This window comes from Desulfitobacterium hafniense DCB-2, assembly GCF_000021925.1.
GTDB classification, from domain to species: Bacteria; Bacillota; Desulfitobacteriia; order Desulfitobacteriales; family Desulfitobacteriaceae; genus Desulfitobacterium; species Desulfitobacterium hafniense.
The window spans coordinates 1,154,792-1,177,812 of the sequence record NC_011830.1 but is presented as its reverse complement, the minus strand read 5'-3'; the positions used below and the strand labels follow the sequence as shown (position 1 = coordinate 1,177,812).

24 protein-coding genes, 1 tRNA gene and 1 riboswitch are annotated in these 23,021 nt (G+C 45.8%); of the genes, 5 read left to right on the top strand and 20 right to left on the bottom strand.

Features of this window, described 5'->3' with window-relative positions:
• Positions 1-292 precede the first annotated feature (292 nt).
• A complete protein-coding gene (locus tag DHAF_RS05435; protein ID WP_015943186.1) occupies positions 293-883 on the top strand; it encodes a hypothetical protein in 591 nt (196 codons plus the stop codon).
• A gap of 41 nt (positions 884-924) precedes the next feature.
• On the opposite strand, the gene DHAF_RS05430 is transcribed toward DHAF_RS05435, so the two are convergent.
• The 7 genes from DHAF_RS05430 to pdxS form a co-directional block, all read right to left on the bottom strand.
• Positions 925-1,689, bottom strand: a complete 765-nt coding sequence (locus DHAF_RS05430; RefSeq protein ID WP_015943185.1) for a MerR family transcriptional regulator — start codon at positions 1,687-1,689, stop codon at positions 925-927.
• A gap of 95 nt (positions 1,690-1,784) precedes the next feature.
• A complete protein-coding gene (locus DHAF_RS05425; RefSeq protein WP_015943184.1) occupies positions 1,785-2,462 on the bottom strand; it encodes an HAD family hydrolase in 678 nt (225 codons plus the stop codon).
• Positions 2,459-3,493, bottom strand: a complete 1,035-nt coding sequence (locus DHAF_RS05420; RefSeq protein ID WP_005813592.1) for a threonine aldolase family protein — start codon at positions 3,491-3,493, stop codon at positions 2,459-2,461. Before DHAF_RS05420 ends, DHAF_RS05425 begins: the two co-directional genes overlap by 4 nt.
• Positions 3,494-3,559: 66 nt before the next feature.
• On the bottom strand, positions 3,560-4,228 hold the full coding sequence (locus DHAF_RS05415) for an SOS response-associated peptidase (protein ID WP_015943183.1): 669 nt from the start codon (positions 4,226-4,228) through the stop codon (positions 3,560-3,562).
• A gap of 78 nt (positions 4,229-4,306) precedes the next feature.
• Complete coding sequence (gene ilvA / locus DHAF_RS05410; protein ID WP_015943182.1) at positions 4,307-5,521, bottom strand: threonine ammonia-lyase; 1,215 nt, start codon at positions 5,519-5,521, stop codon at positions 4,307-4,309.
• A 238-nt stretch (positions 5,522-5,759) separates the two neighbouring features.
• Positions 5,760-6,359, bottom strand: coding sequence for a pyridoxal 5'-phosphate synthase glutaminase subunit PdxT (gene pdxT, locus DHAF_RS05405; protein WP_005813584.1), 600 nt, complete (start codon positions 6,357-6,359; stop codon positions 5,760-5,762).
• A gap of 1 nt (position 6,360) precedes the next feature.
• The gene (pdxS, locus tag DHAF_RS05400; protein ID WP_005813582.1) at positions 6,361-7,236 is read right to left on the bottom strand and encodes a pyridoxal 5'-phosphate synthase lyase subunit PdxS; all 876 of its coding nucleotides are present in this window, start codon (positions 7,234-7,236) and stop codon (positions 6,361-6,363) included.
• A gap of 114 nt (positions 7,237-7,350) precedes the next feature.
• Between pdxS and pdxR the strand changes: the two genes are divergently transcribed.
• On the top strand, positions 7,351-8,769 hold the full coding sequence (pdxR, locus tag DHAF_RS05395) for a MocR-like pyridoxine biosynthesis transcription factor PdxR (RefSeq protein WP_015943181.1): 1,419 nt from the start codon (positions 7,351-7,353) through the stop codon (positions 8,767-8,769).
• A 100-nt stretch (positions 8,770-8,869) separates the two neighbouring features.
• On the opposite strand, the gene speE is transcribed toward pdxR, so the two are convergent.
• From speE to DHAF_RS05370, 5 genes are all read right to left on the bottom strand, one after another.
• Positions 8,870-9,739 carry a polyamine aminopropyltransferase gene (gene speE, locus DHAF_RS05390; RefSeq protein ID WP_015943180.1) on the bottom strand — a complete coding sequence of 290 codons (870 nt, stop codon included), beginning with the start codon at positions 9,737-9,739 and terminating at the stop codon, positions 8,870-8,872.
• Positions 9,740-9,828: 89 nt separating this feature from the next.
• A complete protein-coding gene (locus tag DHAF_RS05385; protein ID WP_015943179.1) occupies positions 9,829-10,143 on the bottom strand; it encodes a DMT family transporter in 315 nt (104 codons plus the stop codon).
• On the bottom strand, positions 10,143-10,484 hold the full coding sequence (locus DHAF_RS05380) for a DMT family transporter (RefSeq protein WP_005813573.1): 342 nt from the start codon (positions 10,482-10,484) through the stop codon (positions 10,143-10,145). The genes DHAF_RS05385 and DHAF_RS05380 overlap by 1 nt, the downstream gene beginning before the upstream one ends.
• A gap of 65 nt (positions 10,485-10,549) precedes the next feature.
• A riboswitch (guanidine-I (ykkC/yxkD leader) is annotated at positions 10,550-10,648 on the bottom strand.
• 11 nt (positions 10,649-10,659) lie between these two features.
• Positions 10,660-10,735 (bottom strand) — tRNA-Lys (locus DHAF_RS05375).
• Between the two features lie 48 nt (positions 10,736-10,783).
• The gene (locus DHAF_RS05370) at positions 10,784-11,074 is read right to left on the bottom strand and encodes a hypothetical protein (protein ID WP_005813571.1); all 291 of its coding nucleotides are present in this window, start codon (positions 11,072-11,074) and stop codon (positions 10,784-10,786) included.
• Between the two features lie 192 nt (positions 11,075-11,266).
• Here DHAF_RS05370 and DHAF_RS05365 point away from each other — a divergent pair, with 192 nt between their 5' ends.
• Positions 11,267-11,467, top strand: coding sequence for a DUF1858 domain-containing protein (locus DHAF_RS05365; RefSeq protein WP_005813569.1), 201 nt, complete (start codon positions 11,267-11,269; stop codon positions 11,465-11,467).
• A gap of 259 nt (positions 11,468-11,726) precedes the next feature.
• The gene (locus DHAF_RS05360; protein WP_015943178.1) at positions 11,727-12,908 is read left to right on the top strand and encodes a S1C family serine protease; all 1,182 of its coding nucleotides are present in this window, start codon (positions 11,727-11,729) and stop codon (positions 12,906-12,908) included.
• An 89-nt stretch (positions 12,909-12,997) separates the two neighbouring features.
• On the opposite strand, the gene DHAF_RS05355 is transcribed toward DHAF_RS05360, so the two are convergent.
• The 7 genes from DHAF_RS05355 to DHAF_RS05325 form a co-directional block, all read right to left on the bottom strand.
• Positions 12,998-14,278 carry a TRAP transporter large permease gene (locus tag DHAF_RS05355; RefSeq protein ID WP_005813565.1) on the bottom strand — a complete coding sequence of 427 codons (1,281 nt, stop codon included), beginning with the start codon at positions 14,276-14,278 and terminating at the stop codon, positions 12,998-13,000.
• The gene (locus DHAF_RS05350; protein ID WP_005813563.1) at positions 14,256-14,789 is read right to left on the bottom strand and encodes a TRAP transporter small permease; all 534 of its coding nucleotides are present in this window, start codon (positions 14,787-14,789) and stop codon (positions 14,256-14,258) included. The genes DHAF_RS05355 and DHAF_RS05350 overlap by 23 nt, the downstream gene beginning before the upstream one ends.
• 150 nt (positions 14,790-14,939) lie before the next feature.
• Positions 14,940-16,013 (bottom strand): TRAP transporter substrate-binding protein, encoded by a 1,074-nt coding sequence (locus DHAF_RS05345; RefSeq protein ID WP_005813561.1) that lies wholly within the window; start codon positions 16,011-16,013, stop codon positions 14,940-14,942.
• Positions 16,014-16,118: 105 nt separating this feature from the next.
• A complete protein-coding gene (locus DHAF_RS05340; protein WP_015943176.1) occupies positions 16,119-17,135 on the bottom strand; it encodes a DctP family TRAP transporter solute-binding subunit in 1,017 nt (338 codons plus the stop codon).
• A gap of 293 nt (positions 17,136-17,428) precedes the next feature.
• Positions 17,429-17,767 (bottom strand): P-II family nitrogen regulator, encoded by a 339-nt coding sequence (locus DHAF_RS05335; protein ID WP_011461711.1) that lies wholly within the window; start codon positions 17,765-17,767, stop codon positions 17,429-17,431.
• A 139-nt stretch (positions 17,768-17,906) separates the two neighbouring features.
• Entirely contained in the window at positions 17,907-18,941 is a 1,035-nt protein-coding gene (locus DHAF_RS05330) for a methyl-accepting chemotaxis protein (RefSeq protein ID WP_041271922.1), read from the bottom strand.
• Positions 18,942-19,196: 255 nt separating this feature from the next.
• Complete coding sequence (locus tag DHAF_RS05325) at positions 19,197-19,535, bottom strand: P-II family nitrogen regulator (protein WP_005813552.1); 339 nt, start codon at positions 19,533-19,535, stop codon at positions 19,197-19,199.
• A 639-nt stretch (positions 19,536-20,174) separates the two neighbouring features.
• Here DHAF_RS05325 and DHAF_RS05320 point away from each other — a divergent pair.
• Positions 20,175-21,422, top strand: coding sequence for an IS110-like element ISDha12 family transposase (locus DHAF_RS05320; protein WP_005808714.1), 1,248 nt, complete (start codon positions 20,175-20,177; stop codon positions 21,420-21,422).
• A 170-nt stretch (positions 21,423-21,592) separates the two neighbouring features.
• Here the strand turns inward: DHAF_RS05320 and DHAF_RS05315 are convergent, their stop codons facing one another.
• A complete protein-coding gene (locus tag DHAF_RS05315; protein WP_011461712.1) occupies positions 21,593-22,978 on the bottom strand; it encodes an ammonium transporter in 1,386 nt (461 codons plus the stop codon).
• Positions 22,979-23,021 lie beyond the last annotated feature (43 nt).

Genomic DNA, 23,021 nt, shown 5'->3' with positions numbered 1-23,021 from the left:
AGAGAATAATCACTATCCACTCACAGTTAAAAATGCATAGGTCGCAAAGCCGTTGCCACGACTTTTCTCAAAGCATATTTTCCTTGTTAAGTGAATTATTTGCGCATTTTCTGCAGATACCTTACCTTTCATTGGCATGAGTCTGTTGCCGACTTCCTTTTATATTATAAAGTCGCTCCACCCCGATGTCAATCCAGTGTATTTCCGGAGGTGTATTTTTGTCTACTTTTGTGACATTTTTCTATTGAATATCATCCATAATATGTTATATTATTGGTAAGGTGGTGATCGAGTGGATCAGGAGATGCGCGAAATCCTTAATAAGATACTTCATGGCCAGACAGCAATGAGTGAAAATATTGGTTTACTGCAAAAGGATGTCAGCTCCATGAAGAGCGACATCTCAATTCTGCAAAAAGACGTCGGCTCCCTGCAACAAGATGTCGGCTCTATGAAAGGTGATATCTCGGCCCTGCAACAAGATGTCGGCTCCATGAAAGGTGATATTTCGGTCCTGCAACAAGATGTCAGCTCTATGAAAGGCGATATCTCAGCCCTGCAACAAGATGTCGGCTCCATGAAAGGCGATATCTCAGCCCTGCAGACTCAGGTGGCTAAAAATACGCTCTTATTGGAAAGCGCCCGGAAAGATATCCAAATCATCGCTGAAGTTCAACAAAGCCATTATGAGCAAAACCAACGGGCACATCAGGAAATACTCACTGTTATAGATACCCGATCAAGCACCATCGAATCAGCGGTTAAATCTATATCCTCTACCCTAGGTGAAATTCAGGAAGATAATCAATCCTTTGACACAATAATCGGGCGGCATGCCCGCTCTATAGAAACCATACAAAGAAAACTAGCAAAGGCACTCTAAACGAGTGCCTTTAGCATTTTTTAATAGTGTATTCCTCTCTTTTACTTCTTCATCCCAGTATAGATGAAGACTGCATCCCTAAGGAATTCCGCGGCTCCCGGCTGCTTTTCATCATAATAGGCCGTAAATCTCGGATCATCCACATACATCTGAGCCAGTCCGGCATGAGCCTCCTTAGAGTAGCTGGGCCAGGAGTAGGTGAGCCATTGGCGATGGAGATCGGCCGTTTTTTGAGCCAGCTCCCCGGCAGGATCTCCGGTTTTGAAGGCCTCACAAAGGGTGACCAACACCTCTTCTCCAAGCTTAGTGAACTCAGCGTACTGTTCCTGGGTCATGTTCATAAGCTTCCGGTTGGATTCCTCTACAGTCTCTTCACCATACTTTTCCCGGATTTCCTCACCGTATTTGGCTTCATTCTCCTCAATCATCTTACGTTTAAATCCTTCAAACTTTTCTTTGTCGGACATAGTGATTCTCCCTTCTTTTTGAGCAATGGTTTTTTCAACATTGGCAATGAGCTGCTCCAATTGCTCTCTTTTTTCCAGAAGCTTCTCACGATGTTCCCGCAGTGCCTTTGCTCCATCAAAATCAGGAGAGGTTACCATATCTTTAATACCCTCCAAGCTCATCCCCAACTCCCTATAGAATAATATTTGCTGCAAGCGGTCAACTTCTTGTTGTCCATAGATCCGATACCCTGAAGAAGAGATTCTGGCCGGCTTAAGAATCCCGATCTCATCATAGTATCTGAGGGTTCGTGAGCTGACTCCTGCTAAATGAGCCAATTTCTGCACTGTGTATTCCATGTGATCACCTCCTGACGAAATTAAGAATACACCTTAACGCAACGTCAATGTAAAGAGGGAAAATGAAAAAATTTATTAAAAATTATTGATAATAATCAACTTAAAATTCCCAGCAATTGTTCAAAGCTATCCATGGCTTCAGTATAATTTTCCACACGGCCAAAGCCATAGCTTGCATAGATAAAAGGAATCCCAGCCACTTGAGCCGCCTTGGCATCTCCCAGGGTATCCCCTACGTAAACCGGATTCTTCAGCTTATTGCGCCTCATGATCAGCTGAATGTTTTCACCCTTGGTCAGACCCGTTCGGCCCGGATGTTCATAATCCACAAAGTACTTTTCCAGTTGATGAGCAAAGAAGAAGGTCTCAATATAACCCACCTGGCAATTGCTGACGATAAAAAGCTTATATCTTTGGGCAAGAGTCGCCAACGTCTTCTCCACATGAGGATACAAAATCCCCCCATGTTTCTTCAAGTACTCGCATTCGATCTCACCGCCCCGCTCCATGATTTTACTCCGAGCCTCTTCTGAAAAAGAAGGGAAGAGCTTCCTCCCGATCTCGGGAATCTGAAGCCCCATCACTCCTTTGATTTGGTCGATGGACAGTTCATCGGTGGGCAGCCCCTGCTCACGGCCATATTCCTTTAAGGCCTTATTCCAGGACACCCGCACCGGCTCAGTGGCATCCCATAACGTTCCGTCCAAATCAAAAATAATACCATCACTATCCTGCAGTTTTTCCATATCGCACTCACTTTCCTGCCAAGTCATTGGGGTTGAAGAATCCGACGGATATCCTTGACAAAGGCAGTCACCGCTTCCTCCTTTGTCGCCCAGGATGTCACCAAACGAATAGCAGTGTGCCTCTCATCTACTTTGCCCCAAATTTCAAAATGATAACTCTCTTTCAACTCTTGTACTACTTCGTTGGCGAAAATGGGGAAAATCTGATTGGAGGGGGATTCCGAAAGAAAGCTGACCCCCGCTTCTTTTAAACCATCCCGCAGCTTATACGCCATACTATTGGCGTGGGTCGCCAAGTCAAAATACAGATTATCGCGGAACAGCTCCAGGAATTGAATCCCCAGGACCCTTCCTTTGGCTAAAAGGGCACCCTTTTGCTTCATATGATAGCGAAAATCCTGTTTTAATTCCTCATTGCACAGCACCAAGGCTTCCCCCAGCAGTGCCCCGTTTTTTGTCCCGCCGATATAAAAGGCATCTACCAAGTCGGGCAATTCGGATAACGTCAAATCATTTCCGGCAGAGCACAAAGCTGAACCGAGTCTTGCTCCATCCATAAAGAGGTAGAGCTTCTTCTCCCGGCAAAATTCACTGAGAAGCCTAAGCTCCTTTTTAGTGTAAATCGTTCCTACTTCCGTGGCGTTGGAGATATAGACCAGCTTAGGCTTCACCATATGTTCATCGGTATGAGCATTGAGGATTTCTTCCACGTGAGCAGGGGTTAACTTGCCATCCTTCACCTCGGCTGTCAGAACCTTATGACCGGTGGCCTCGATGGCTCCCGTCTCATGGACAAAAATATGGCCGGTATGAGCCGCGATAGCAGCCTCATGAGGTCTCAAAAAAGCGGCAATCGCGATCAGATTGGTTTGCGTGCCTCCAGCCAGAAAGTGAATATCTACTGCATTGTTCCCCAGTTTTTTACGGAGAATCTCTGCGGCCGCTTGGCAATAGCTGTCTTCACCATATCCACTCTCCTGGACATAATTCGATGTCAGCAAAGCCTCCAGAATTTGCGGATGAGCACCTTCGCTATAGTCGTTTTTAAAACTGATCATGACTTCTCCTCCATTGCTTTCCTAAATAATTGCGCTTCTTAAAATATTAGCCCTGCTATTTATTACCTAGAACAATCTAGGCAGAGCTGCAACCAAACACTCCGGATCATCGAATTTCGGGGAGTTGACCCGGCTTGTCACCTCATAAAGAGACATCTGGTCAGCCGGATAAGGAGTAAGAAGACTTTTTAAGAGCCGGCTGTCCGTCACATGTGGATCTAACCAGATAGATTCAGCTTCTCTGGACAGAATCACAGGCATCCGATCATGCAAAGGCTGGATCAGCTCATTGGCTGTGGTAGTAATGATCGTGCAGGAATGGATCATTTCCCCGTCCGGGGATTTCCATGTATCCCATAGACCGGCTAAGCCAAAGAGCTCATTGTTTTTCAAGGTAATCCGGTAAGGGTACTTGCGGCATCCCTCTCTCCTCCACTCATAAAAACCATCCGCCACAACCAGACAACGCCTCCGCGGCAAACTGTATTTAAAGCTTGGCTTCTCATCCACAGTTTCCCCTCGGGCGTTGATCAATGTATTGCCTATGCTTATATCTTCAGCCCAGTAGGGTATAAGGCCCCATCTGTACATCACCAAATGATTCCTGCCATCGTTAATGATGACGGGAATATCCTGTGAAGGCGCCATATTATAGCGTGGTACCAGGTTGTCTGCAGAGACTTGGAAACGCGCCAGAATTTCCATAGGATTAAAAAGAATCAAACGTCCGCACATCGTTCCGGTACTCCTTTAATTAAGTCCTATCGCTATTCTACCGGATCATCCCTGATCAGTGAAAGCATCAATTTGCTGTCAGTTAACGGTCAGGGGATATCCGGCACCTTCTAAACGCTGAATAATGCGCTTTTGATGTTCAAAACTTTGGGTTTCCAGCAGCATATGAACACGGGCTGAACGCAGAGGAACGGCTAAATCATAGCGGGAGTGTTCGACGTTGATGATATTGGCCCGTTCCTGGGCTATAAGCTCGATCACCTTTTCTAAGTTGCCGGGTTGATCCGGCAAAAGAAGCTGGCAGGCCATGGTACGCCCGGAACGCCTCAGTCCCCGTTCGATAATCTGGGCCAGGAAATTCACGTCAATATTTCCCCCGCTCAGGATGAGAACCGTTTTCTGCTCCTTAAGATCCAGCTTACCCTGAAGCGCCGCCGCTACGGCAACCGCCCCGGCTCCTTCAGCAAGGGTTTTGGTGCGCTCCATCAACAGGAGAATAGCTTGACTAATCTCTTCTTCTTCAACCGTCACCATCTCATCCACATAATGGCGGACTGCTGCGAAGGTTAGATCACCTGCCCTTTTCACCGCAATGCCATCTGCCAAAGTACTGGCCTGCCCTAATGGCTCGGGCCTGCCTATGCTCAGCGCGTGAGCCATGCTTGCCGCTCCGGCCGCTTGGACACCGATCACGCGCACGGAAGGCTTCAGGGATTTCAAAGCCACAGCAATCCCTGCGATCAGCCCTCCTCCCCCGATAGGGACAAGAACCGTATCCACTTCAGGCAGCTCCTCAAAAACTTCCAAGCCGATGGTTCCCTGCCCGGCCATAACTTCCAGATCATCAAAAGCATGGATAAACGTGGCTCCTGTTTCCTTTTGGATCTCTACTGCCTTCTGATAAGCATCATCAAAAACCGCTCCGGACAGAATGACCTGGGCTCCGTACCCTTCCGTAGCGGACACTTTGGCTAGGGGGGCATTTTCCGGCATGACAATCGTGGCGGGAATACCGATACGGGCAGCCGCCATGGCTACCCCTTGGGCATGATTGCCGGCGGAAGCGGCCAGGATTCCTTTTTTCTTCTCCTCTTCAGAAAGCTTCAAGGCTTTATTCATAGCCCCCCGAACTTTAAAGGAACCGGTCTTCTGCAGATTTTCCAGCTTGAGGTAGATCTCCGTCCCAGCCAGGGCGCTCAAATTGCTTGAATGATCCAGAAGTGTCCGGTGAATATAGGGCTGAATAGCTTGTTGTGCTTCTTGGATCTGTTCTAAAGTCAGTAGTGTAGGCATGATCAACGCTCCTTGATGTTCACAGTATGTAAAAACTTTCTATCATTTAGTTATTATGGCACAAAAAGCAGGGCTGATAAAGCTCTCCCAACAAGTCTTCATTGCCCCCTCCATAAACTTAGTATGTGCAGAAAAAGTCTGCCCCACCCATTATCGTTCTAAATCGTTGCGTCTTCTAAAATAAAAACGACACTCCCGCAAAGGAGTGCCAAATCGTCTGGAGATATTAAGAAAACCTTTAAACAGCTTTTTGCGTACAGGGAAAGCTTTTCCCACCGCTGATGCTGTCCAAAAACATTTGATGAATTCTTCTGTCCCCGTTCAATTCCGGATGAAAGGAAAGTCCGATTTGATTCTTGTAGCGGACGCCAACGATATCCCCGTTGACCTTAGCAAGAATCTCCACATCCTCTCCTACGGACTCAATATAGGGTGCTCGAATAAAGGTCATCGGCACCTTGCCTAAATCTCCGAACTGCTCCTCGGTGTAAAAGCTGCCCAATTGTCTGCCGTAGGCGTTGCGCTTGACCCTTACCGGTAAGGTGGCAAAGTAACGGGCCGAATCATTGGCAAGCTCCTCAGCAAGAAGAATCAGGCCGGCACAGGTAGCCAAAACGGGAAGACCAGCAACGATTTTTTCCCGCAGAGGTTCAAACATATCCAGCTCCCTGAGCAGCTTGCCCTGGGTCGTGCTTTCCCCGCCGGGGAGAATCAGCCCCTCAACATCCTGGCGGGCATCTTTGCCGTTGCGCAGCTCAAGGCACTCTACCCCCAGATTCTGCAGGATCTTCTCATGCTCGATAAAGGCTCCTTGCACAGCCAGTACGCCTACCCTCATCTTACTTGCCCCGCTCTGCCATCAGCAGCTCGATTTCCTGTTCGTTAATCCCTACCATGGCTTCACCCAGATCCTCGGAAAGCTCTGCCAACACCTTGGGATCCTGGTAATTGGTCACAGCTTTGACGATGGCTTGGGCTCTTTTTTCCGGATCTCCCGATTTAAAGATGCCGGAGCCCACAAATACTCCTTCAGCCCCCAGCTGCATCATCAGGGCCGCATCCCCGGGAGTTGCCACGCCACCGGCGGCGAAGTTGACCACCGGCAGGCGTTTGTGTTCATGAACATAAAGCACTAAATCATAGGGAACCTGCAGCTCTTTAGCCTCCTGGAACAGCTCGTCTTCCCGCATACCGGCAAGGCGGCTGATTTGACGATTGATCATGCGCATATGGCGCACTGCTTGAACAATATCCCCGGTACCCGGTTCCCCTTTAGTACGAATCATGGCAGCCCCTTCATTGATGCGGCGCAAAGCCTCCCCTAAATCCTTCGCTCCACAGACGAAAGGCACTTTGAATCTGGTCTTATCGATGTGATAGACATCATCAGCCGGGGAAAGCACTTCACTCTCATCGATATAATCGATTTCAACAGCCTCCAAAATTTGAGCCTCCACGAAATGACCAATGCGGCATTTCGCCATCACAGGAATGGAGACGGCTTCCATGATTCCTTTAATCATTTTCGGATCGCTCATGCGGGAAACTCCGCCGACCGCCCGGATATCCGCCGGAATCCTTTCCAGTGCCATCACCGCACAGGCGCCGGCCGCTTCCGCAATCTTGGCCTGCTCCGGAGTGGTCACATCCATAATTACGCCGCCCTTTAACATCTGAGCCAGCTCTTTGTTCAATTCATATCGTTTACGATCCATTGAAAACCCTCACTTTACAACTAAGATATCATTGAGTATACTCAAAACTGGATATATTAAAATGTTCAATTCAAAAATAAATCATATGACCAATTCCATAAGGAGGAGCCCACTATGCTCACTTATTCCTTTGAAACCATAGGGTCAGAAAGCATGTATGAATATCTCTATCACTGCATCAAAACCGATATTCTGCAAAAAAAGTTAAAGGCTGATGAAAAACTTCCCTCCAAACGGGTTTTTGCCAAGAATCTGGGGGTCAGCGTGATCACTGTGGAAAATGCCTACGCCCAGCTTGCTGCCGAGGGCTATATCTATACCCAGCCCAAACGGGGCTACTTCGTCGCCAACCTGGACAAACAAACCCTCCACCCCTCTCTGGAAACATCTCAGAATGGGCTCCAATCTAAAAAAGAGCCGGCCTATTATGCCGACTTCGTCAAAAATTCCGTAGCCCCGGATTCTTTTCCCTTTTCAGTCTGGGCGAAACTGCTGCGGGATGTGATGGATACGGAAAGCCAGGCTTCCCTGCTTTCCGACACGTCTGTGGGTGGAGTCATGAAGCTCCGACAAGCCATTGCCGAGCATCTTTATCAATTCCGGGGTCTGTCGGTAGAGCCGGAGCAAATTATCGTCGGTGCCGGAACCCAGTACCTTTACAGCGTTATTATTCAACTCCTGGGCAGAAAGCTCACCTACGCTGTAGAAGATCCCGGCTATACCCGGCTCTCCAAAATCTATGCAAGCAATGATGTCCAGTGCTGCCATATCCCTATGGATGACTGCGGGGTCATCCCGGAGTCCTTAAAAGAGTGTGGAGCCGATATTCTTCACATTACTCCCTCTCATCACTTCCCCACCGGAATCGTCATGCCGGTCAGCCGGCGCTATGAACTCTTAAGCTGGGCAGCTCAGGAGAACGAGCGCACTATCATTGAAGATGACTATGACTGTGAGTTTCGTCTCTTCGGCAAACCCATTCCTACTCTGCAGAGCATCGACGTTATGGAGAAAGTCATTTATATCAACACCTTCTCCAAGAGCCTTGCCCCCACCTTCCGGATTAGTTACATGGTCCTTCCCAAGCATCTGGTAAACCGTTTTTATAGCCAGTTAGGCTTTTACTCCTGTACTGTCTCCACCTTTGAACAGTTCACCCTGGCAAGGTTTATTTCCGAAGGGTATTTTGAAAAACATATTAACCGCATGCGAACCTATTACCGCAAGCAGCGGGATGCCATCCTGAAGGCCCTCCGTCAAAGTGAGTTAAACCCCTATATCACTATTCAGGAAGAGGACTCAGGGCTGCATTTTTTGATGGAAGTGGCCACGGATGTGGATGACGCTCAGTTGATCGATGCCGCCAAAAAGTCCGGAGTTCGTATTTCTTGCGTCTCTCAGTATTACCATGGCACACCCGATCATAAAACCCACAAGATCATCATCAATTACTCAGGTTTAGAATCCGCAAAAATTGAAAACGCTATCCAACGGCTAAGCCAAAGCCTTGTGGAAGGAGTTTTATCCCTCTGACAGCAAAACAGGGGGTGCTGATATTCCGAAACTATCAGCACCCCTTAAAATTTGCCTATTGTTATTTAACCTTTTTTCTCTTGCCAAACTCTCCAAAGTTCTATCTATACTTACTCAGCTGTTTATTCATAAACTCAGGAAGAGAAAAACAGCTGGCCATGATTTGCTCATTCACATACAGGGCGTCAAGCTCTTTCATGCGAGCTTCATTTGGTATAACATACCCCTTTGACCCTAAGGTAAAGCTCCACAATCCACCGGGATAGGTAGGCACCACAGCTGTAAACATCTTCGTCTTCGGAAAAATATCATGAACCCGTTCAAAAATCTGTTCCATAACTTCTCCATGAAAAATCGGGGACTGGCTTTGGCAAACCATCAGGCCATCCTCCTCCAGAGCATTGAATATACTCCGGTAAAAGCTCTTTTCAATCAAGACTTCCGCCGGCCCTATGGGATCCGAGGAATCCACAATGACAATATCGTACTTGGTCGGGGAGTTTTGGACATAGTTTACACCATCATCAAAAATGAAGTTCACCCGGGGATCAGCTAACCCTCCGGAGACCTCAGGCAGATGTTTCAGACAAACCTCCACCACCATGGGATCGATTTCCACTACATCAATCTGCTCAACACTGGAATATTTGCACACTTCTTTGGCAACGCCACAATCTCCGCCGCCAATAATCAATACCTTCTTCGGGTTGGGATGAATGCTTAAGGGTACATGGGAAATCGTTTCATTGTAGATATGACCATCCAGAGAAGTCGTTTGCACGGCCCCATCCAATACCAACATGCGCCCGAAGCTGTAGGAATCGAGAATCATCACATGCTGAAGGGTTGATTTGGCTTCAACTATGATCTCTTTAATCCGATAATCAATCTTCAGGTTTTCCCGTTCATCTTCCGTCATCCATAACCCATGCTCGTTTTCAGATAAAAAAGTCGGCAATTTCCTAGTCATTTTTTCCTCCATTCAAAAAAAATCTTATAACAGTCACCTGTTATTTCCTATTATACCATGAGACAAGGAAAAACTCGCCCCTTGACCACTTACGAGATAAGCTTTAAGCCGATAACCGAACCTAAAATCATGGTTATAAACACTACTCTTCGCCAATCCTTTGATTCATTATAACGAATCATGCCAATGAGGGTACCGCCTACCACACCGATACCGGTCCAAACAGCATACGCTGTCCCCATAGGCAGGAATCGCAGTGAATAGCCCAATAAAGCAAGACTCGCCCCAAATCCCATAATCAAGAGGCCCACGGTTTTCCAAGTGCGGCTTATCTGCAATTGATTGATCATAGCCACCCCAAATGCTTCAAGCAAACCTGCTAAACATAAAGTGAACCAAGCCATTACGCATCAACTCCTTCTTTGCTCCGCTCCCCTGTAACCGCTTTTAAACCAAATACCCCTGTTAACAGGATTAAAATCAGCAGGACTTTGGCCCATTGAAAGGGCTCTTCAAAAAAGAAAATTTCCGAAATGACCGTACCGGCTGTGCCCAATCCTACAAAAACAGCGTAGACCGTCCCGGCAGGGAGCACCTGTCCCGCCGTAATCATCAAATAATTGCTCACAATCAGGGCAATCACCGTACCGCTCCATGTCCACACATCATGGGAATGGGCTAAGCCAATCACCCAGAACACTTCCAGGAAAGCAGCAACAAAGACTTTATACCAATGTTTATTCATAGAACATTTCCCTCCACTTTAGGTTTTTTCCAAATTAAAAAGCCCAAGAGATACTGTTCATCAGTCTCTCCCAGGCTTTTATCCCTCCGTGACACAGCCAGGCTGTGAGTTTTCTCTCGGACCAGACCAACAAAGCGTGTTGCGGAACCCTAGAAAACATTTTTTTATAAAATTATGGTGCGCCACCACGGATTCGAACCGTGGACCTGCCGATTAAGAGTCGGATGCTCTACCAGCTGAGCTAGTGGCGCAAGCATTATTATAATATACCCATCGGGAAAGTTTTGCAACAAAAATTTCTACCTGTCACCTTTACTGCGATCTCGATATTCTATAATTAAAGCGGTAATAATACTAAAAAATGCGGCAGCAAAAAGAAATACAGCCAGTATAAAATTCCCCAAATCTTCAAACCCCTCGCCCGCCCGAACAAACCTTGCCAAGTAATAATAGTAAATGGATAAGCAAAGGCATAAAGCCCCTGGCAAATATTTCAGAGATTTAATTCTTGATGCCACTTTTCCCAGCAGAACAGTTATCCCAATTGAAACCAGACCAACAGCCAGTATCATGAGTATTAATCGATCCATAGCAAAACCCTCTCTTTCCTTATCCTTAGTTTATCCGCGCCGGTTTGAAATAATAAGCCATCTCATACTATCACGAATAGCTTAAAAAAACTGACCTCAGTCAAAAATTACAAAAAAATATTGGGTTATATTTTATTAATAAGGTACAATATTAAAGAGTAAACCTAATATGCATTAAAAGGAGAGAAAACTATGCTTACTGGTGCTGAAAAAATTACTGATGTTGTAGAGAAATACCCACAGTCGGTAGAAGTCTTCCAAAAATACGGCATGCATTGCTTTGGCTGCATGGCAGCCCGCTTTGAAAACGTTGAACAAGGCGCTATGGCCCATGGAATCGATGTCCCCAGCCTTATCAAGGATTTAAATAAGGCCATCGGAAATCAATCGTAATTTGAAATAAGTGGAGAACACAACGGCTGACACGGTTCATTGGAACGTGTTCAGCCGTTTTTACATTAATGGTTAACCTGTTATACTATTATTGGATTTTTTATGATAGCACTCTTTAGATAGCATGTTCATAAAATCATCATAAAATATTCAGCTTCTTTTCAGTTTCTGATCAGGTTTGACTCAGAGTAATGTCTTATACTTAGGTCATTAAGAGAAATCTTTGTTCAACGATTTTATACACAAGGGGGTTCAATCTATGAATGAGATGAATGAGAAAAAAAACCGGCTACTTCCTTTAGCAGCTTTATGTATTATCAGTGCTCTTCTCGGCGGAGTCTCATCTGTATCGCTTCTTCAATATGTCTATCCGGAGACTCTTAGCGCTATCGAGGCGCAAGCCACTCTAAATTCCCCGGGCACCGCCAGCCCCGTGACCCTTCTCGCCAATACCCAAACGGATGAATCCAATTCCCCTGTGGTTCAAGTGGCCAAAGACGTGGGCCCCGCAGTAGTGGGAGTCTCCAATTACCAAAATGTTTCCAATACCTATAGGTACGGATTCGGTTTAGGCTCCAGGAACAATACCCAGAGCTCCGAGTTAGTGGAAGCAGGAACCGGTTCCGGATTTATCATTGACGCTCAGAATGGTTATATCGTGACCAACTACCATGTTATTGAAAACGCCCAAAAAATCACAGTTAGTCTTAGTGATGGTCGCAACCTTGAGGCCAAGCTGATCGGCTCAGACTCCCGCACTGATTTAGCTGTCCTGCAGATCTCGGATACCAGTAATCTCACTGAAGTAAAACTGGGGGACTCTTCCAAAATTGAAGTCGGGGAATTTGTCGTCGCCATCGGGAATCCGGGAGGAAACAAGTTTGCCCGCTCTGTAACAGCAGGCGTTATTTCCGCCACCAATCGTACTCTCCAGATGTCCGGCGAGTCCACCCTTTATAATATGCTGCAAACAGATGCCGCTATCAATCCTGGCAACAGCGGCGGTCCCCTGGTCAATTACTCCGGGGAAATCATCGGCATTAACTCAGCCAAATATGCTGAAAGTGGATTTGAAGGTATGGGCTTTGCTATTCCCATCACTGAAGCCACTTCCATCATCACCCAACTTATTGAAAATGGCGCAGCAAAACATCCTGCTCTCTTAGTCTCGGTCAGCGATCAATACCTTCTTTATGCCAAAGAGCAAAATCTACCCCTGGGGGCCTATATCTATGAAGTCAATCCTGAAGGACCTGCCGGAAAAGCGGGAATTCAGGAAGGCGATGTGATTACTCATGTGAATGATGTCAAAGTGGAAAACTCCACTGAACTGATTGGAGAGATTTATAAGCACAATGTAGGGGATAAAGTGACCCTGACCTTTATTCGCGACGGACAGACAAAAGCGGTACAAGTCACCCTTGGGGAAATAACTACCTAATATAACCTAAACAATATGACCCGAAAAGAGCCCTCTTCAGGAAAAACCTGAAGAGGGCTTTATAAAAGGGTATTGAAGGCAGGTTATGGTTATTTCATGACAGCCGTTGGCAACATAAGTGAAAGCTCGGGGAATACCACGAGGACAATCAGCATCACAATCATCACTAAGATGAAGGGAAGAACCCCCATGACCACTTCCCCAAGTTTTTCTTTGGCCATAGAGCTCACCACAAAGAGATTGAGGCCGACCGGTGGCGTAATCATTGCCAACTCCATATTCACCGTCATAACAATAGCAAAGTGAATTGGATCGATGCCGATACTTCTCATAATCGGAAGCAAAATAGGCAGGGTGATCAAGATAATGGACACTGCCTCCAAGAAGGTTCCCATAACAAAGAACATTAACTGGGTAAGTAAGAAGAAGACGAAGATATTAACGCTGGATTCACCGATCCAAGCAGCCACCTTATTGGGTACCTGATTATTGGTGAGGAATAGAGCAAAGACCATGGCTGCCGCAATGATCAGGAAAATCATGGAGGTTGTATTGATGGTTTCCACCAAAACCTTGCGAAAATCTTGCGGACGCAATTCCTTATAGACAAAAAGAGAGATGATTAGAGTATAGAAAACTGCCACAACAGCTGCCTCTGTGGGTGTACAAATCCCCGCATAAATACTGCCGAGAATTAAAACAGGCAGAAAACTGGCAGGTATAGCCCTTATCGTGGATTTCCAGCGCTCGCTCCAAGTCGCTTTCTCTGTCTGTCCATAGCCGTGTATTTTGGCATAAACAATGGCTATAATCACCAGAGTAGAAGCGAGGATGAGACCCGGAATGATGCCGGCCATAAATAGCTTGCCGATGGAAGTATCAGAAGTCACCCCGTACACGATCAAAGGGATACTGGGAGGAATGAGGATACCTAAGGTTCCGGAGGCAGCAATCAAGCCCATTGTATAACGTTTAGGATAACCACCCTTCAACATAGCCGGCAGCATGATAGCTCCAATCGCCGCCGCTGTGGCTGGGCTGGAACCGGAAATCGCGGCGAAAAGGGTACAGGCAAGAATCGTGACCACGGAAAGTCCACCAGGCAAATGACCGATCCAAGCCTTTAAACATTCGATGAGATATTTGGATACCCCTCCCCGGGACATGAGTACTCCCGCCAGTACATATCCGGGTATCGCCATGAGCGGTGCTGTATTGATTCCGGCAAACATTCTTTGGGGTATCATCATGAGATTAAAGTCTGATGTAAGCGTGAAAATGAGAATAGTGGACATGGCCAAGCTAATTGCAATGGGGACATGCAGAAGGAAGAGAACAACGAAGATACTAAACAGTAAAGCTGTGGTCATCAGACTTCACGCTCCTTTCCTGCTCCGCCATCCAGTCCTTGCCGCCATTTTTCAACGTTTCATAAAGTTTAACCACAAAACGCATAGACAAAAGCGCTCCCATCAAAGGTAAGATAAAGTAAACAATATATAAAAATATTCCCGTATCCGTGGACTTCTGCCCTGTTTTGTGTACAAACGCTACCAGCTCAAAACCATAGCGAAGAACAAAGATACCAAAGAGAAGTCCTACCATATGGGCAAAAATAGTGACCATAAATCGGCCCCTTAAGGGTAGACGATCATAAAGCATTTCCACTGATATATGGTGGTTATTCCTTAAGGCCACACTGGCTCCAATCAAGGTCCCCCAAATAATTAACCACTGCGAGATTTCATCCACCCAAGGTTGAGGGTCATTAAAAAAATAACGCATGATTACTCCGTAAAAGATGACGGTTACTCCGATGAACAACAATCCACCAGCAAGGATGTCCTCTAAAAAATTAAACGCCCGCCAAAACCGCTTCATTAAAACACCTCTCTTCTCTCTTAATCCATGTCATTGCTTTATCTGTCATAATTTGCTTAAATTTATTTATTATTGTTTAAATTTGTCTATTAGCGCGATAAAAAAGGGACGGGGTAATCCCGCCCCAATTTTACCCTCTATGAATGCCTATCATTGATTGGCCGCACGGGCAGCGTCTATGATGTCTTTACCAATGACACTTTCAAACTCTGCAACCACAGGCTCCATAATTTTTACGAACTCTGCCCGTTGGGCTTCGTTAAGCTCTACAACCTCCATGCCGGCGTTTTTCAGATTCTCGAAACTCTTCTGATCTAAATCCTCGGCCAATTCAACGGCATAATCAGTAGCTTCAGCCATTGCTTTTTCCAGAGCTTCGCGAATATCGCCAGGCAGCCCATCCCAAAACTTAGTATTAACAATAATACAATAGTCAAGGCGCCCATGGTTAGACACTGTTAAATGCTTTTGGACTTCGGCGTATTTTTGAGTGTCAATATTGTTGAAGGTGTTTTCCGTCGCATCAACAGTACCTTGCTGTAAAGCGGTATAGGTTTCACCAAAGGGGATAGTAGCGGAGCCGGCACCGAGGGCCTTAAATTGAGCTTCCAGAACACTACCGGCTTGGACCCGGAATTTCAGGCCTTTGAAATCTGCCGGGGTCACCAAGGGATACTTTCCGTTGACAAATTGCTTAAAACCGTTAGGCCACATTGCCAACAACCGCACACCATAGTTATCCAAGCTGTTCATCAACTTCTTATTAGCATCACTTTCCCAAAACTTATACACAGCGTCATTATCTTTAAACAAGAAGGGTAAATCCACATATTGGAACTGGGGATTCATCCCTACCAATTTGGTAATAGAAGGAGCAATGATATGGACATTCCCTGCCTGTACTGCTTCTAGCTCTTCTTTGTCGCCATAAAGCTGGGAAGAAGGATAGACTTCCACTGTAACCCGCCCATCTGTGTACTTCTCTGCCAGCTCTTTAAACTTCTCTGATGCCAGCCCTTTGGGGGAATCAATAGTGGTAACATGGGAGAATTTAACGATGATAGGATCGGCTTTTTTCTCTCCGCCATCGACAGCAGTAGCAGCATTACCAGAGTTGCTGCTATTGGATGAAGATGAGCAGCCTGCCAAGGCTAACGCCATAATTAAAGTGATTACCATAAACAAGGTCAGGGATTTGTGATCTTTCTTGAAATAAAACATCATTCCGCCTCCTCAAAATTCTTTGGCCTATTTACTTAGGTTTTATCTCTATGTCTCCTCCTAAACTCTCTACCCCTTTGTAAACTAACCTCTTAGCCCCACCTCCTTTCAGGAATTACGCATTAGATCAACTAATTCAGTACCGATATCCTCAGCCAGCATTTCATAAACCGGTGCTAAGGCCTCTTCTAAAGCCTTCTGTTCCTCAGCATTTAAGTAGTGAATCTTAATCTCTCCCTCTCTTTCTAACGCCGCTAATTGTTGGGCATTGACCTCTGCAGCTTTTTCCCTTTCCCAAAGAGTCACTTCCGCCAAAGCCTCTTCTAAGATTTTGCGGATACCTTCAGGCAATCCTTCCCAAAACTCCTTGTTAACGATGACTATATAACCCAAATATCCGTGGTCACTAATTGTTAAGTATTTTTGGACTTGATCAAAACGCTGCGTGAAAATGTTGGATATGGTATTTTCTTCTCCATCTACTCCACCTGTCTCTAAGGCCGCATGAACATCACTGAAGGCGAGAGGATGAGCGACGGCGCCGAGAACTTCGAATTGGTACTTTAGGGTGTTTGAAAAAGGCATGATGCGAAATTCCAGTCCCCTGTAGTCCTCAGGTCGCTGCAAGGGATGTGAGCTATTGGTCATTTGCTTAAACCCATTATGCCAAACGGCCAACCCCAGCATGCTATGTTCCTCCAGTCGAGCCAATAGCATTTGACCAACTGGACCATCTACGAAGTAAGGGATATTCTCTAAATTATTAAAAGCATACGGTAAGTCAAAAAGCTGCCACTCGGGGATCATTGCCGATAATTTGGAGGTTGCCGGAGCAATCATTTCTATTGCACCATTTTTTAAGGCATCAAATTCTTCCCCATCTTTATAGAGTTCAGAATTAGGATAGACTTGAACCTCCACGTATCCCCCGGTTCTTCTGCGCACCAGCGAGGCAAACCGCTCTGCCGCCAATCCTTTGGGAGAATTTTCAGCAACCACATGGGAAAACTTAATAACAATCCTTTCATCCTTAGTAACTTGTTGTTGATCAATCACATTTCTTTGGCAGCCAGTAATCCACAAGAGCAAACAACCCAGGATAATAGCATATATTTTTGTACTCATTGACCGCCCTCACCTTGTGATTATTGCAACTAATTATTTATATATTCTGAATATACTGACTTTTTAAGCTATTTTATGTTCTTCTTTACTAATCATCAATAATTTGACCATATTGGTAATAAAGTTCATTTTGGTCATAAACAATACCGTTTATTGACAGGTCGTCCTACCCTATACCTATTGACACTCTTAAAGTATTTGTCGTTCTTTTTCCAGCTATTGTTATTCAAATAATTTAGAAAATAAAAAAGGACCCTGAGTAAAACAATAAACTCAAGGGTCCTCTTTTTTGCTTACAGCACATCGTCGCCTTTCTCTCCTGTGCGGATCCGGATTGCTTCTTCCACTGGATAGACAAAAATTTTCCCATCTCCTACTTCGCCGGTACGGGCAGCTTGAGTTATGATGGAAATCACTTGGTCAACATCCTGATCTGTAACAACCACTTCGATCTTCACCTTGGGAAGCAGATATACCTTATACTCTACCCCTCGATAGACCTGAGTATGGCCCTTTTGGTTACCGCATCCCAAAACCTGAGTTACGGTCAATCCACTGACGCCAAAGTCATCCAATGCCGATTGAACATCATCAAGTTTACCTGGGCGAACTATTGCTTCAATTTTCTTCATTAGGATCCCCTCCTTTAGGAATAAGTATTCACTCTGTAACCGTTGAAATCCTTCATATTCAACTTCGTTGAACGAAAATTCCCACAATAGCTAATAATCCCTTCCATCTTATAAGTATAAACGCCCCTTCACAGTAGGTTTAGATCGTTTCACAGATTAGAGCTGACCAATTCTTCCCCTGATAAGCATTATAACCTCTGGTATGAGCATAACCATAAATTTTCGTGCTCTTTTGACCGTTATTCTCAAAGAGAAATCCATAGGTCTCTCCGTTAATGGCCCGCCTGGCAGCCTCTAAATGTTTAAGATTATCTTTAAGAACTCCTTTGCGATTACGGCTGGCTATCACATAGCCTTCTTTGTTTAGGACATAAACTTCTCCATTTTTCCCAATCCGGGCACTGTCGATGATATCATAGATAAAATCCCAATTAAAACGGGTGGAGAAATAACCTAAAACCTCTCCCTCGTCACTGACAATCGGGCATGTGTAGGCTACTGTATAGCGGTTTTCCAAAGGGGATAAATAGAGATCGCTTACAGAAATAGCATTGGCTGCCTTGGCTTCGATAAACCAAGGTTTATCGGCGAAATTCTTGCCGATGAGTTCTGTATGGACTCCTGCCGATACAATGGTTCCTTCCGGATCCAATACATAAAGATCTATGTAAACTTCATAAATCTCGACAAGGGATTTCAATAAAGTATTGCATGCGGCGATCCGCTGAGGATCGTCTGCGAGAAAACAATGCTTGACCTTATCAAATCTTGCCCAGGCTTGGGCATCACAATTCCGCTCGAATAGATTGCGATCGATTTTGTCTATGGTATCATAGGCCACATCGGCTGTCCGCACTGCCATAACTTCATTGGCCTTAATCTGGATATTCTCGACGATTTGAGTACTTTCCTTGGTTGAGGCCAAGCTCCGGGTAGCCAGCTTCTTAATCTCATCAGCCACCACACGGAATCCTCGCCCTGCTTCTCCCGCTCTGGCCGCTTCTATGGCAGAATTTAAAGACAGCAGGTTGGTATGCTTAGCAACCTCTTGGATGGATTCGATCACTTTCCCCATGTTTTGGTTTGCTTCTTTCAATTCGACCAACAGAATTGAGGCATCGATGCTTAATTCATTTACTTTCAAAAGATCGCCTCCTTTTGCATATTTTTCCATGCACAAAAGGCGCTTATAAAGATAAAGTCTTTATAAGCGCCTTTGCTTCCCTTATTTAAGTTTATGCATAGTTTTATTTTACACGGTATCGGTAAACTGACAATTGCTTTGTGAATAAAATATTGTATTCATTCTCGATTTTTCCATAGGCATCCCCAGGTACAATGACGGAAATCACCTGCGCGACAGCTTAAACTGAATCAACAAAAAAGAGGCCGGAGAGAACAATCCTCTTCCGGCCTCCGAGCGTTATACTTATAAAACAGTTTCTCCTATCTCACCGGTGCGGATACGGATAGCTCCTTCAACGGGGTAAATAAAGATTTTCCCATCTCCCACTTCGCCGCTGCGGGCCTCATCGGAAATGATTCTGACCACTTCATCCACCGCCTGATCGTTAACTACAACTTCAATCTTTACTTTGGGGAGAAGAAAAACTTTATACTCTACCCCTCTGTAAACCTGGGTATGGCCCTTTTGCTTACCGCAGCCAATGACATGAGTCACAGTCAGCCCGCTTACCCCAAAACGATCCAGAGCACTTTGTACTTCATCCAGTTTGCTCGGTCGGATAATCGCTTCAATCTTTTTCATTGAATTTCCTCCTCGTATAATTGATTTAGTTCCTGCCCCACGAGTCCCAAAAACTAATGGAACGTGGGGTATTTAAATGACCATAGAAAACTGGAAATTCAGTAGATATGGTCAACCGCAACAAGATGCACACAGGATAACGCATACCCCATGCAGCCGTCGTGCCTGTGGGCAGTGTGGACAAGTCAACCCCAAGGCATACTTCAAATTCGACTTGTCCAAAGCCTGTTGGGAAAGCTCTTTTAGGACAGACCCCAAAGGGCTTTTCCACAGGCTGGCACTGTCCACAGGCTCAGGATGAGGAATACCTGAGATTCCTCAGATCGTTCTTTGACAACAAAAAAGTATTTAAGTTTGTTGGGATTTCAAGCAAAATGGTACCGTGAGGTTCGTTCTGGCAAAGCCTTTTCCTCCTTGAGGCTCTGACCTCTTTTTAAGTCTGACTGCCAGCCCACAATTTGAACTTTTAACTCGAAGGTTGCACAGCTTAAAGGGAACTCCTCCGATAGTAGCAGATCGGTTGGATCCAAGGTCTTTTTAGGACAAGTGCTGATTCGGCGAGGTTGTTGACCTGTTGTGGTGCCTGGTCCCAACGTTAATCTTACAAATTGTTTGGCTCAGAAAGTGAGGTGATTTTAATTGAGTTTATTTGTCGGTATTGATGTGAGTTCCAGTGATTTTAAAGTGCGAATCTTAGATGAGCGTGGTAATGAACCGGTTAAAAGGCTACGGGCTTTGAATGATCAGCCTGGTTGTGAGCAAGTTGCCCGATATCTCTTTGACGCCTGTGCTCAAGTGAATGTGGACCGGCTGGTTATTGGTTTAGAGGCCACTTCCGTATACAGTTGGCCGTTACAAATGTTCTTAGCGGAAGACCATTCTTTAGCCCCTTTGCAGCCCCAAATTTATTCCTTTAACCCCAAGGTCGTTGCTAATTTCAAGAAGGCTTATGTGGACCTTCCGAAAAACGATTGGATTGATGCCTGGGTCATTGCCGAACGTCTACGCTTCGGTCGGCTCCCAGAGGGCTCTCAGGTCGATTTCCGCTACTTACCCTTACAGCGCCTCACTCGCTTTCGGTGTCATTTGATTGAGATGATTTCCAGAGAGAAGAATTATTTTCTCACGAACTTGTTCTTGAAGTTTAGCACGCTTGCCCAAGGTGCGGTTTTTAGTAACACTTTCGGCGCTACTTCTGAATCCTTGACACTTGAGTTTTTTTCTCCAGAAGAGGTTGCGGCTCGACCGCTTGATGAACTGATTGATTTCCTCATGGAGAAAGGAAAACGTCATTTCGAGGATCCGGAAACCAAAGCCAGAGAGTTGAAGGAAGCTGCCCGCAAGGCCCATCGACTGCGTGGAAGCCTATTGCAACCCATTAACCTTATCCTGGCCACGAGCATTGAAACCATCCACACCTTGGAGAAGCAGGTAAAGAAAATCGATAAGGCAATCGAAGCAGAAATCAGGCATTTCCCGAATACGCTCATTACCATTCCCGGTATTGGCCCTGTGCTTTCAGCTGGTATTATTGCTGAGATCGGAGACATCCGTCGTTTTCCGAATGAAGGAGCCTTAGCAAAGTTTATTGGGTTAACCTGGCGTACCCACCAGTCAGGTGATTTTACAGCCGATGACACACCCTTAACCCGAACTGGCAACACCTACTTGCGCAGTTATATCATCCAGGCTGCTAACTTAGTACGCCAAAAGGAACCAGAGTACAAGGTCTTCTACCAACGTAAATTTTCGGAAAGTAAGACTCATCATCATCGCCGTGCTCTCGTGCTTACTGCACGCAAACTCGTCCGTATGGTTGATGCTCTGCTACGCAGCAACCAAATCTATAGGCCACATGGCAATAGGGGGAATGCAAACCAAGCATGAATTGCGCTAACCGATACTCCATTTTTGTAACTTTTTCCCACGATAGTTTGGGAATGAGATGGTTTCTTGTTGCCTTTTTTGCCCACTGATTATTAGCTAACTGAAAATTTGACTCGCTTAGAGTCTTGACATATTACCGAAGGACTTTATAATCAGATGCAGCTCAATGCCTATTTTCCCGGCTGACCGCTGGGTGTGGAAACACTGACTGCTTTGGCAGCCGATACAATTGTGGGAAGATAACCACTGCCGATAAAGTCGGGGTAAGCCTCTTCGCCATGGAGGGAGATGTCCAGGCCCATCTCTTCTTCTTCAGCAGTAACCCGCAAGGGTGTGAATATACCGACCAGCTTCATAATTATAAATGTGGCAACGACTGCCAGAACAATAGTTACAGCAACACCGATGGCTTGAATCCCTACCTGAGCTGCATTTCCATACAACAATCCGTCAGTTCCCCCCACAGAAGCCGAAGCGAAGATACCCGTTGCCAGAGCTCCCCAGATTCCACCGATTCCATGACAACCGAAAGCATCCAAAGAATCATCATAGCCAAGTTTTGCCTTAAGAACACTGACTCCGAAGTAGCAAATGGCTCCACCGACGAGGCCAATCACCAGAGAGGACATGGGAGTGACGAAACCTGCTCCTGGGGTAATCGCTACAAGCCCTGCAATGGCACCACTGGCTGCGCCCAAAATGGTGGGCTTACCACGGTGCATCCATTCTGTGGCCATCCAGGCTAAAGCACCGGCGGCAGCTGAAGTATTGGTCGTGACCAGAGCCATGGCGGCTAATCCATTGGCGCCTAAGGCACTGCCGGCATTAAAGCCAAACCAGCCAAACCAGAGCAGACCTGCCCCTAAAACCGTCATAGGCAATTGATGAGGAGCCATAGGTTCTTTGCCATGCCCTTTGCGTTTGCCCAGGATTAAAGCAGCGACTAAACCGGTAACCCCTGAGCTGATATGCACAACAGTTCCGCCTGCAAAATCCAATGCTCCCATTTCACGCAGGAAACCACCCACACCCCATACCGAGTGAGCCAGGGGATAATAGACAACCAACAACCACAGAACCATAAATCCCAGAAAGGCCGGGAACCGCATGCGTTCAGCAACAGAACCCGAGATAATTGCCGGAGTAATGATGGTAAACATCATTTGGAAGGCCATGAATAAGAGGAAGGGGATGGTCGAGGAGTAATCTCCATTAGGTTCCATACCGACACCGCTGAGGCCAATCCACTCTAAACTTCCGATAATACCGGCATGGTCTGTACCAAAGGCCAAGCTAAAGCCGATCAACACCCAAAGTACGGAAGATACACCCATGAGAATAAAACTATGCATCACCGTACTCAGAACATTCTTTTTACGAACCATACCGCCATAGAATAACGCCAGGCCGGGGGTCATGAGAAAAACCAGGGCCGCTGATAAAATAATGAAGCTGGTGTCCCCTGTATCCACCACAGCACCATCTTCCGCCAAAACTGCAACAGGCAGAGCCAACATGCTTATAATCGCTAATAATAATACCCATACTCTTTTCATTTGATATTCCTCCTTGCTATTACTTAAATAATTTTCAAATACA

What these genes read in the sequence shown, in the direction of transcription:
- DHAF_RS05415 (WP_015943183.1), bottom strand. Translation starts at nt 4,228, where the DNA reads ATGTGCGGACGTTTGATTCTTTTTAATCCTATGGAAATTCTGGCGCGT.
- ilvA (WP_015943182.1), bottom strand. Translation starts at nt 5,521, where the DNA reads ATGCCTACACTACTGACTTTAGAACAGATCCAAGAAGCACAACAAGCT.
- DHAF_RS05425 (WP_015943184.1), bottom strand. Translation starts at nt 2,462, where the DNA reads ATGACTTGGCAGGAAAGTGAGTGCGATATGGAAAAACTGCAGGATAGT.
- pdxS (WP_005813582.1), bottom strand. Translation starts at nt 7,236, where the DNA reads ATGGATCGTAAACGATATGAATTGAACAAAGAGCTGGCTCAGATGTTA.
- pdxT (WP_005813584.1), bottom strand. Translation starts at nt 6,359, where the DNA reads ATGAGGGTAGGCGTACTGGCTGTGCAAGGAGCCTTTATCGAGCATGAG.
- DHAF_RS05335 (WP_011461711.1), bottom strand. Translation starts at nt 17,767, where the DNA reads ATGAAGAAAATTGAAGCAATAGTTCGCCCAGGTAAACTTGATGATGTT.
- DHAF_RS05355 (WP_005813565.1), bottom strand. Translation starts at nt 14,278, where the DNA reads ATGACCACAGCTTTACTGTTTAGTATCTTCGTTGTTCTCTTCCTTCTG.
- speE (WP_015943180.1), bottom strand. Translation starts at nt 9,739, where the DNA reads ATGACTAGGAAATTGCCGACTTTTTTATCTGAAAACGAGCATGGGTTA.
- DHAF_RS05325 (WP_005813552.1), bottom strand. Translation starts at nt 19,535, where the DNA reads ATGAAAAAGATTGAAGCGATTATCCGACCGAGCAAACTGGATGAAGTA.
- DHAF_RS05360 (WP_015943178.1), top strand. Translation starts at nt 11,727, where the DNA reads ATGAATGAGATGAATGAGAAAAAAAACCGGCTACTTCCTTTAGCAGCT.
- DHAF_RS05340 (WP_015943176.1), bottom strand. Translation starts at nt 17,135, where the DNA reads ATGAGTACAAAAATATATGCTATTATCCTGGGTTGTTTGCTCTTGTGG.
- DHAF_RS05385 (WP_015943179.1), bottom strand. Translation starts at nt 10,143, where the DNA reads ATGGCTTGGTTCACTTTATGTTTAGCAGGTTTGCTTGAAGCATTTGGG.
- DHAF_RS05365 (WP_005813569.1), top strand. Translation starts at nt 11,267, where the DNA reads ATGCTTACTGGTGCTGAAAAAATTACTGATGTTGTAGAGAAATACCCA.
- pdxR (WP_015943181.1), top strand. Translation starts at nt 7,351, where the DNA reads ATGCTCACTTATTCCTTTGAAACCATAGGGTCAGAAAGCATGTATGAA.
- DHAF_RS05350 (WP_005813563.1), bottom strand. Translation starts at nt 14,789, where the DNA reads ATGAAGCGGTTTTGGCGGGCGTTTAATTTTTTAGAGGACATCCTTGCT.
- DHAF_RS05420 (WP_005813592.1), bottom strand. Translation starts at nt 3,493, where the DNA reads ATGATCAGTTTTAAAAACGACTATAGCGAAGGTGCTCATCCGCAAATT.
- DHAF_RS05380 (WP_005813573.1), bottom strand. Translation starts at nt 10,484, where the DNA reads ATGAATAAACATTGGTATAAAGTCTTTGTTGCTGCTTTCCTGGAAGTG.
- DHAF_RS05345 (WP_005813561.1), bottom strand. Translation starts at nt 16,013, where the DNA reads ATGATGTTTTATTTCAAGAAAGATCACAAATCCCTGACCTTGTTTATG.
- DHAF_RS05430 (WP_015943185.1), bottom strand. Translation starts at nt 1,689, where the DNA reads ATGGAATACACAGTGCAGAAATTGGCTCATTTAGCAGGAGTCAGCTCA.
- DHAF_RS05330 (WP_041271922.1), bottom strand. Translation starts at nt 18,941, where the DNA reads ATGGAAAAATATGCAAAAGGAGGCGATCTTTTGAAAGTAAATGAATTA.
- DHAF_RS05315 (WP_011461712.1), bottom strand. Translation starts at nt 22,978, where the DNA reads ATGAAAAGAGTATGGGTATTATTATTAGCGATTATAAGCATGTTGGCT.
- DHAF_RS05370 (WP_005813571.1), bottom strand. Translation starts at nt 11,074, where the DNA reads ATGGATCGATTAATACTCATGATACTGGCTGTTGGTCTGGTTTCAATT.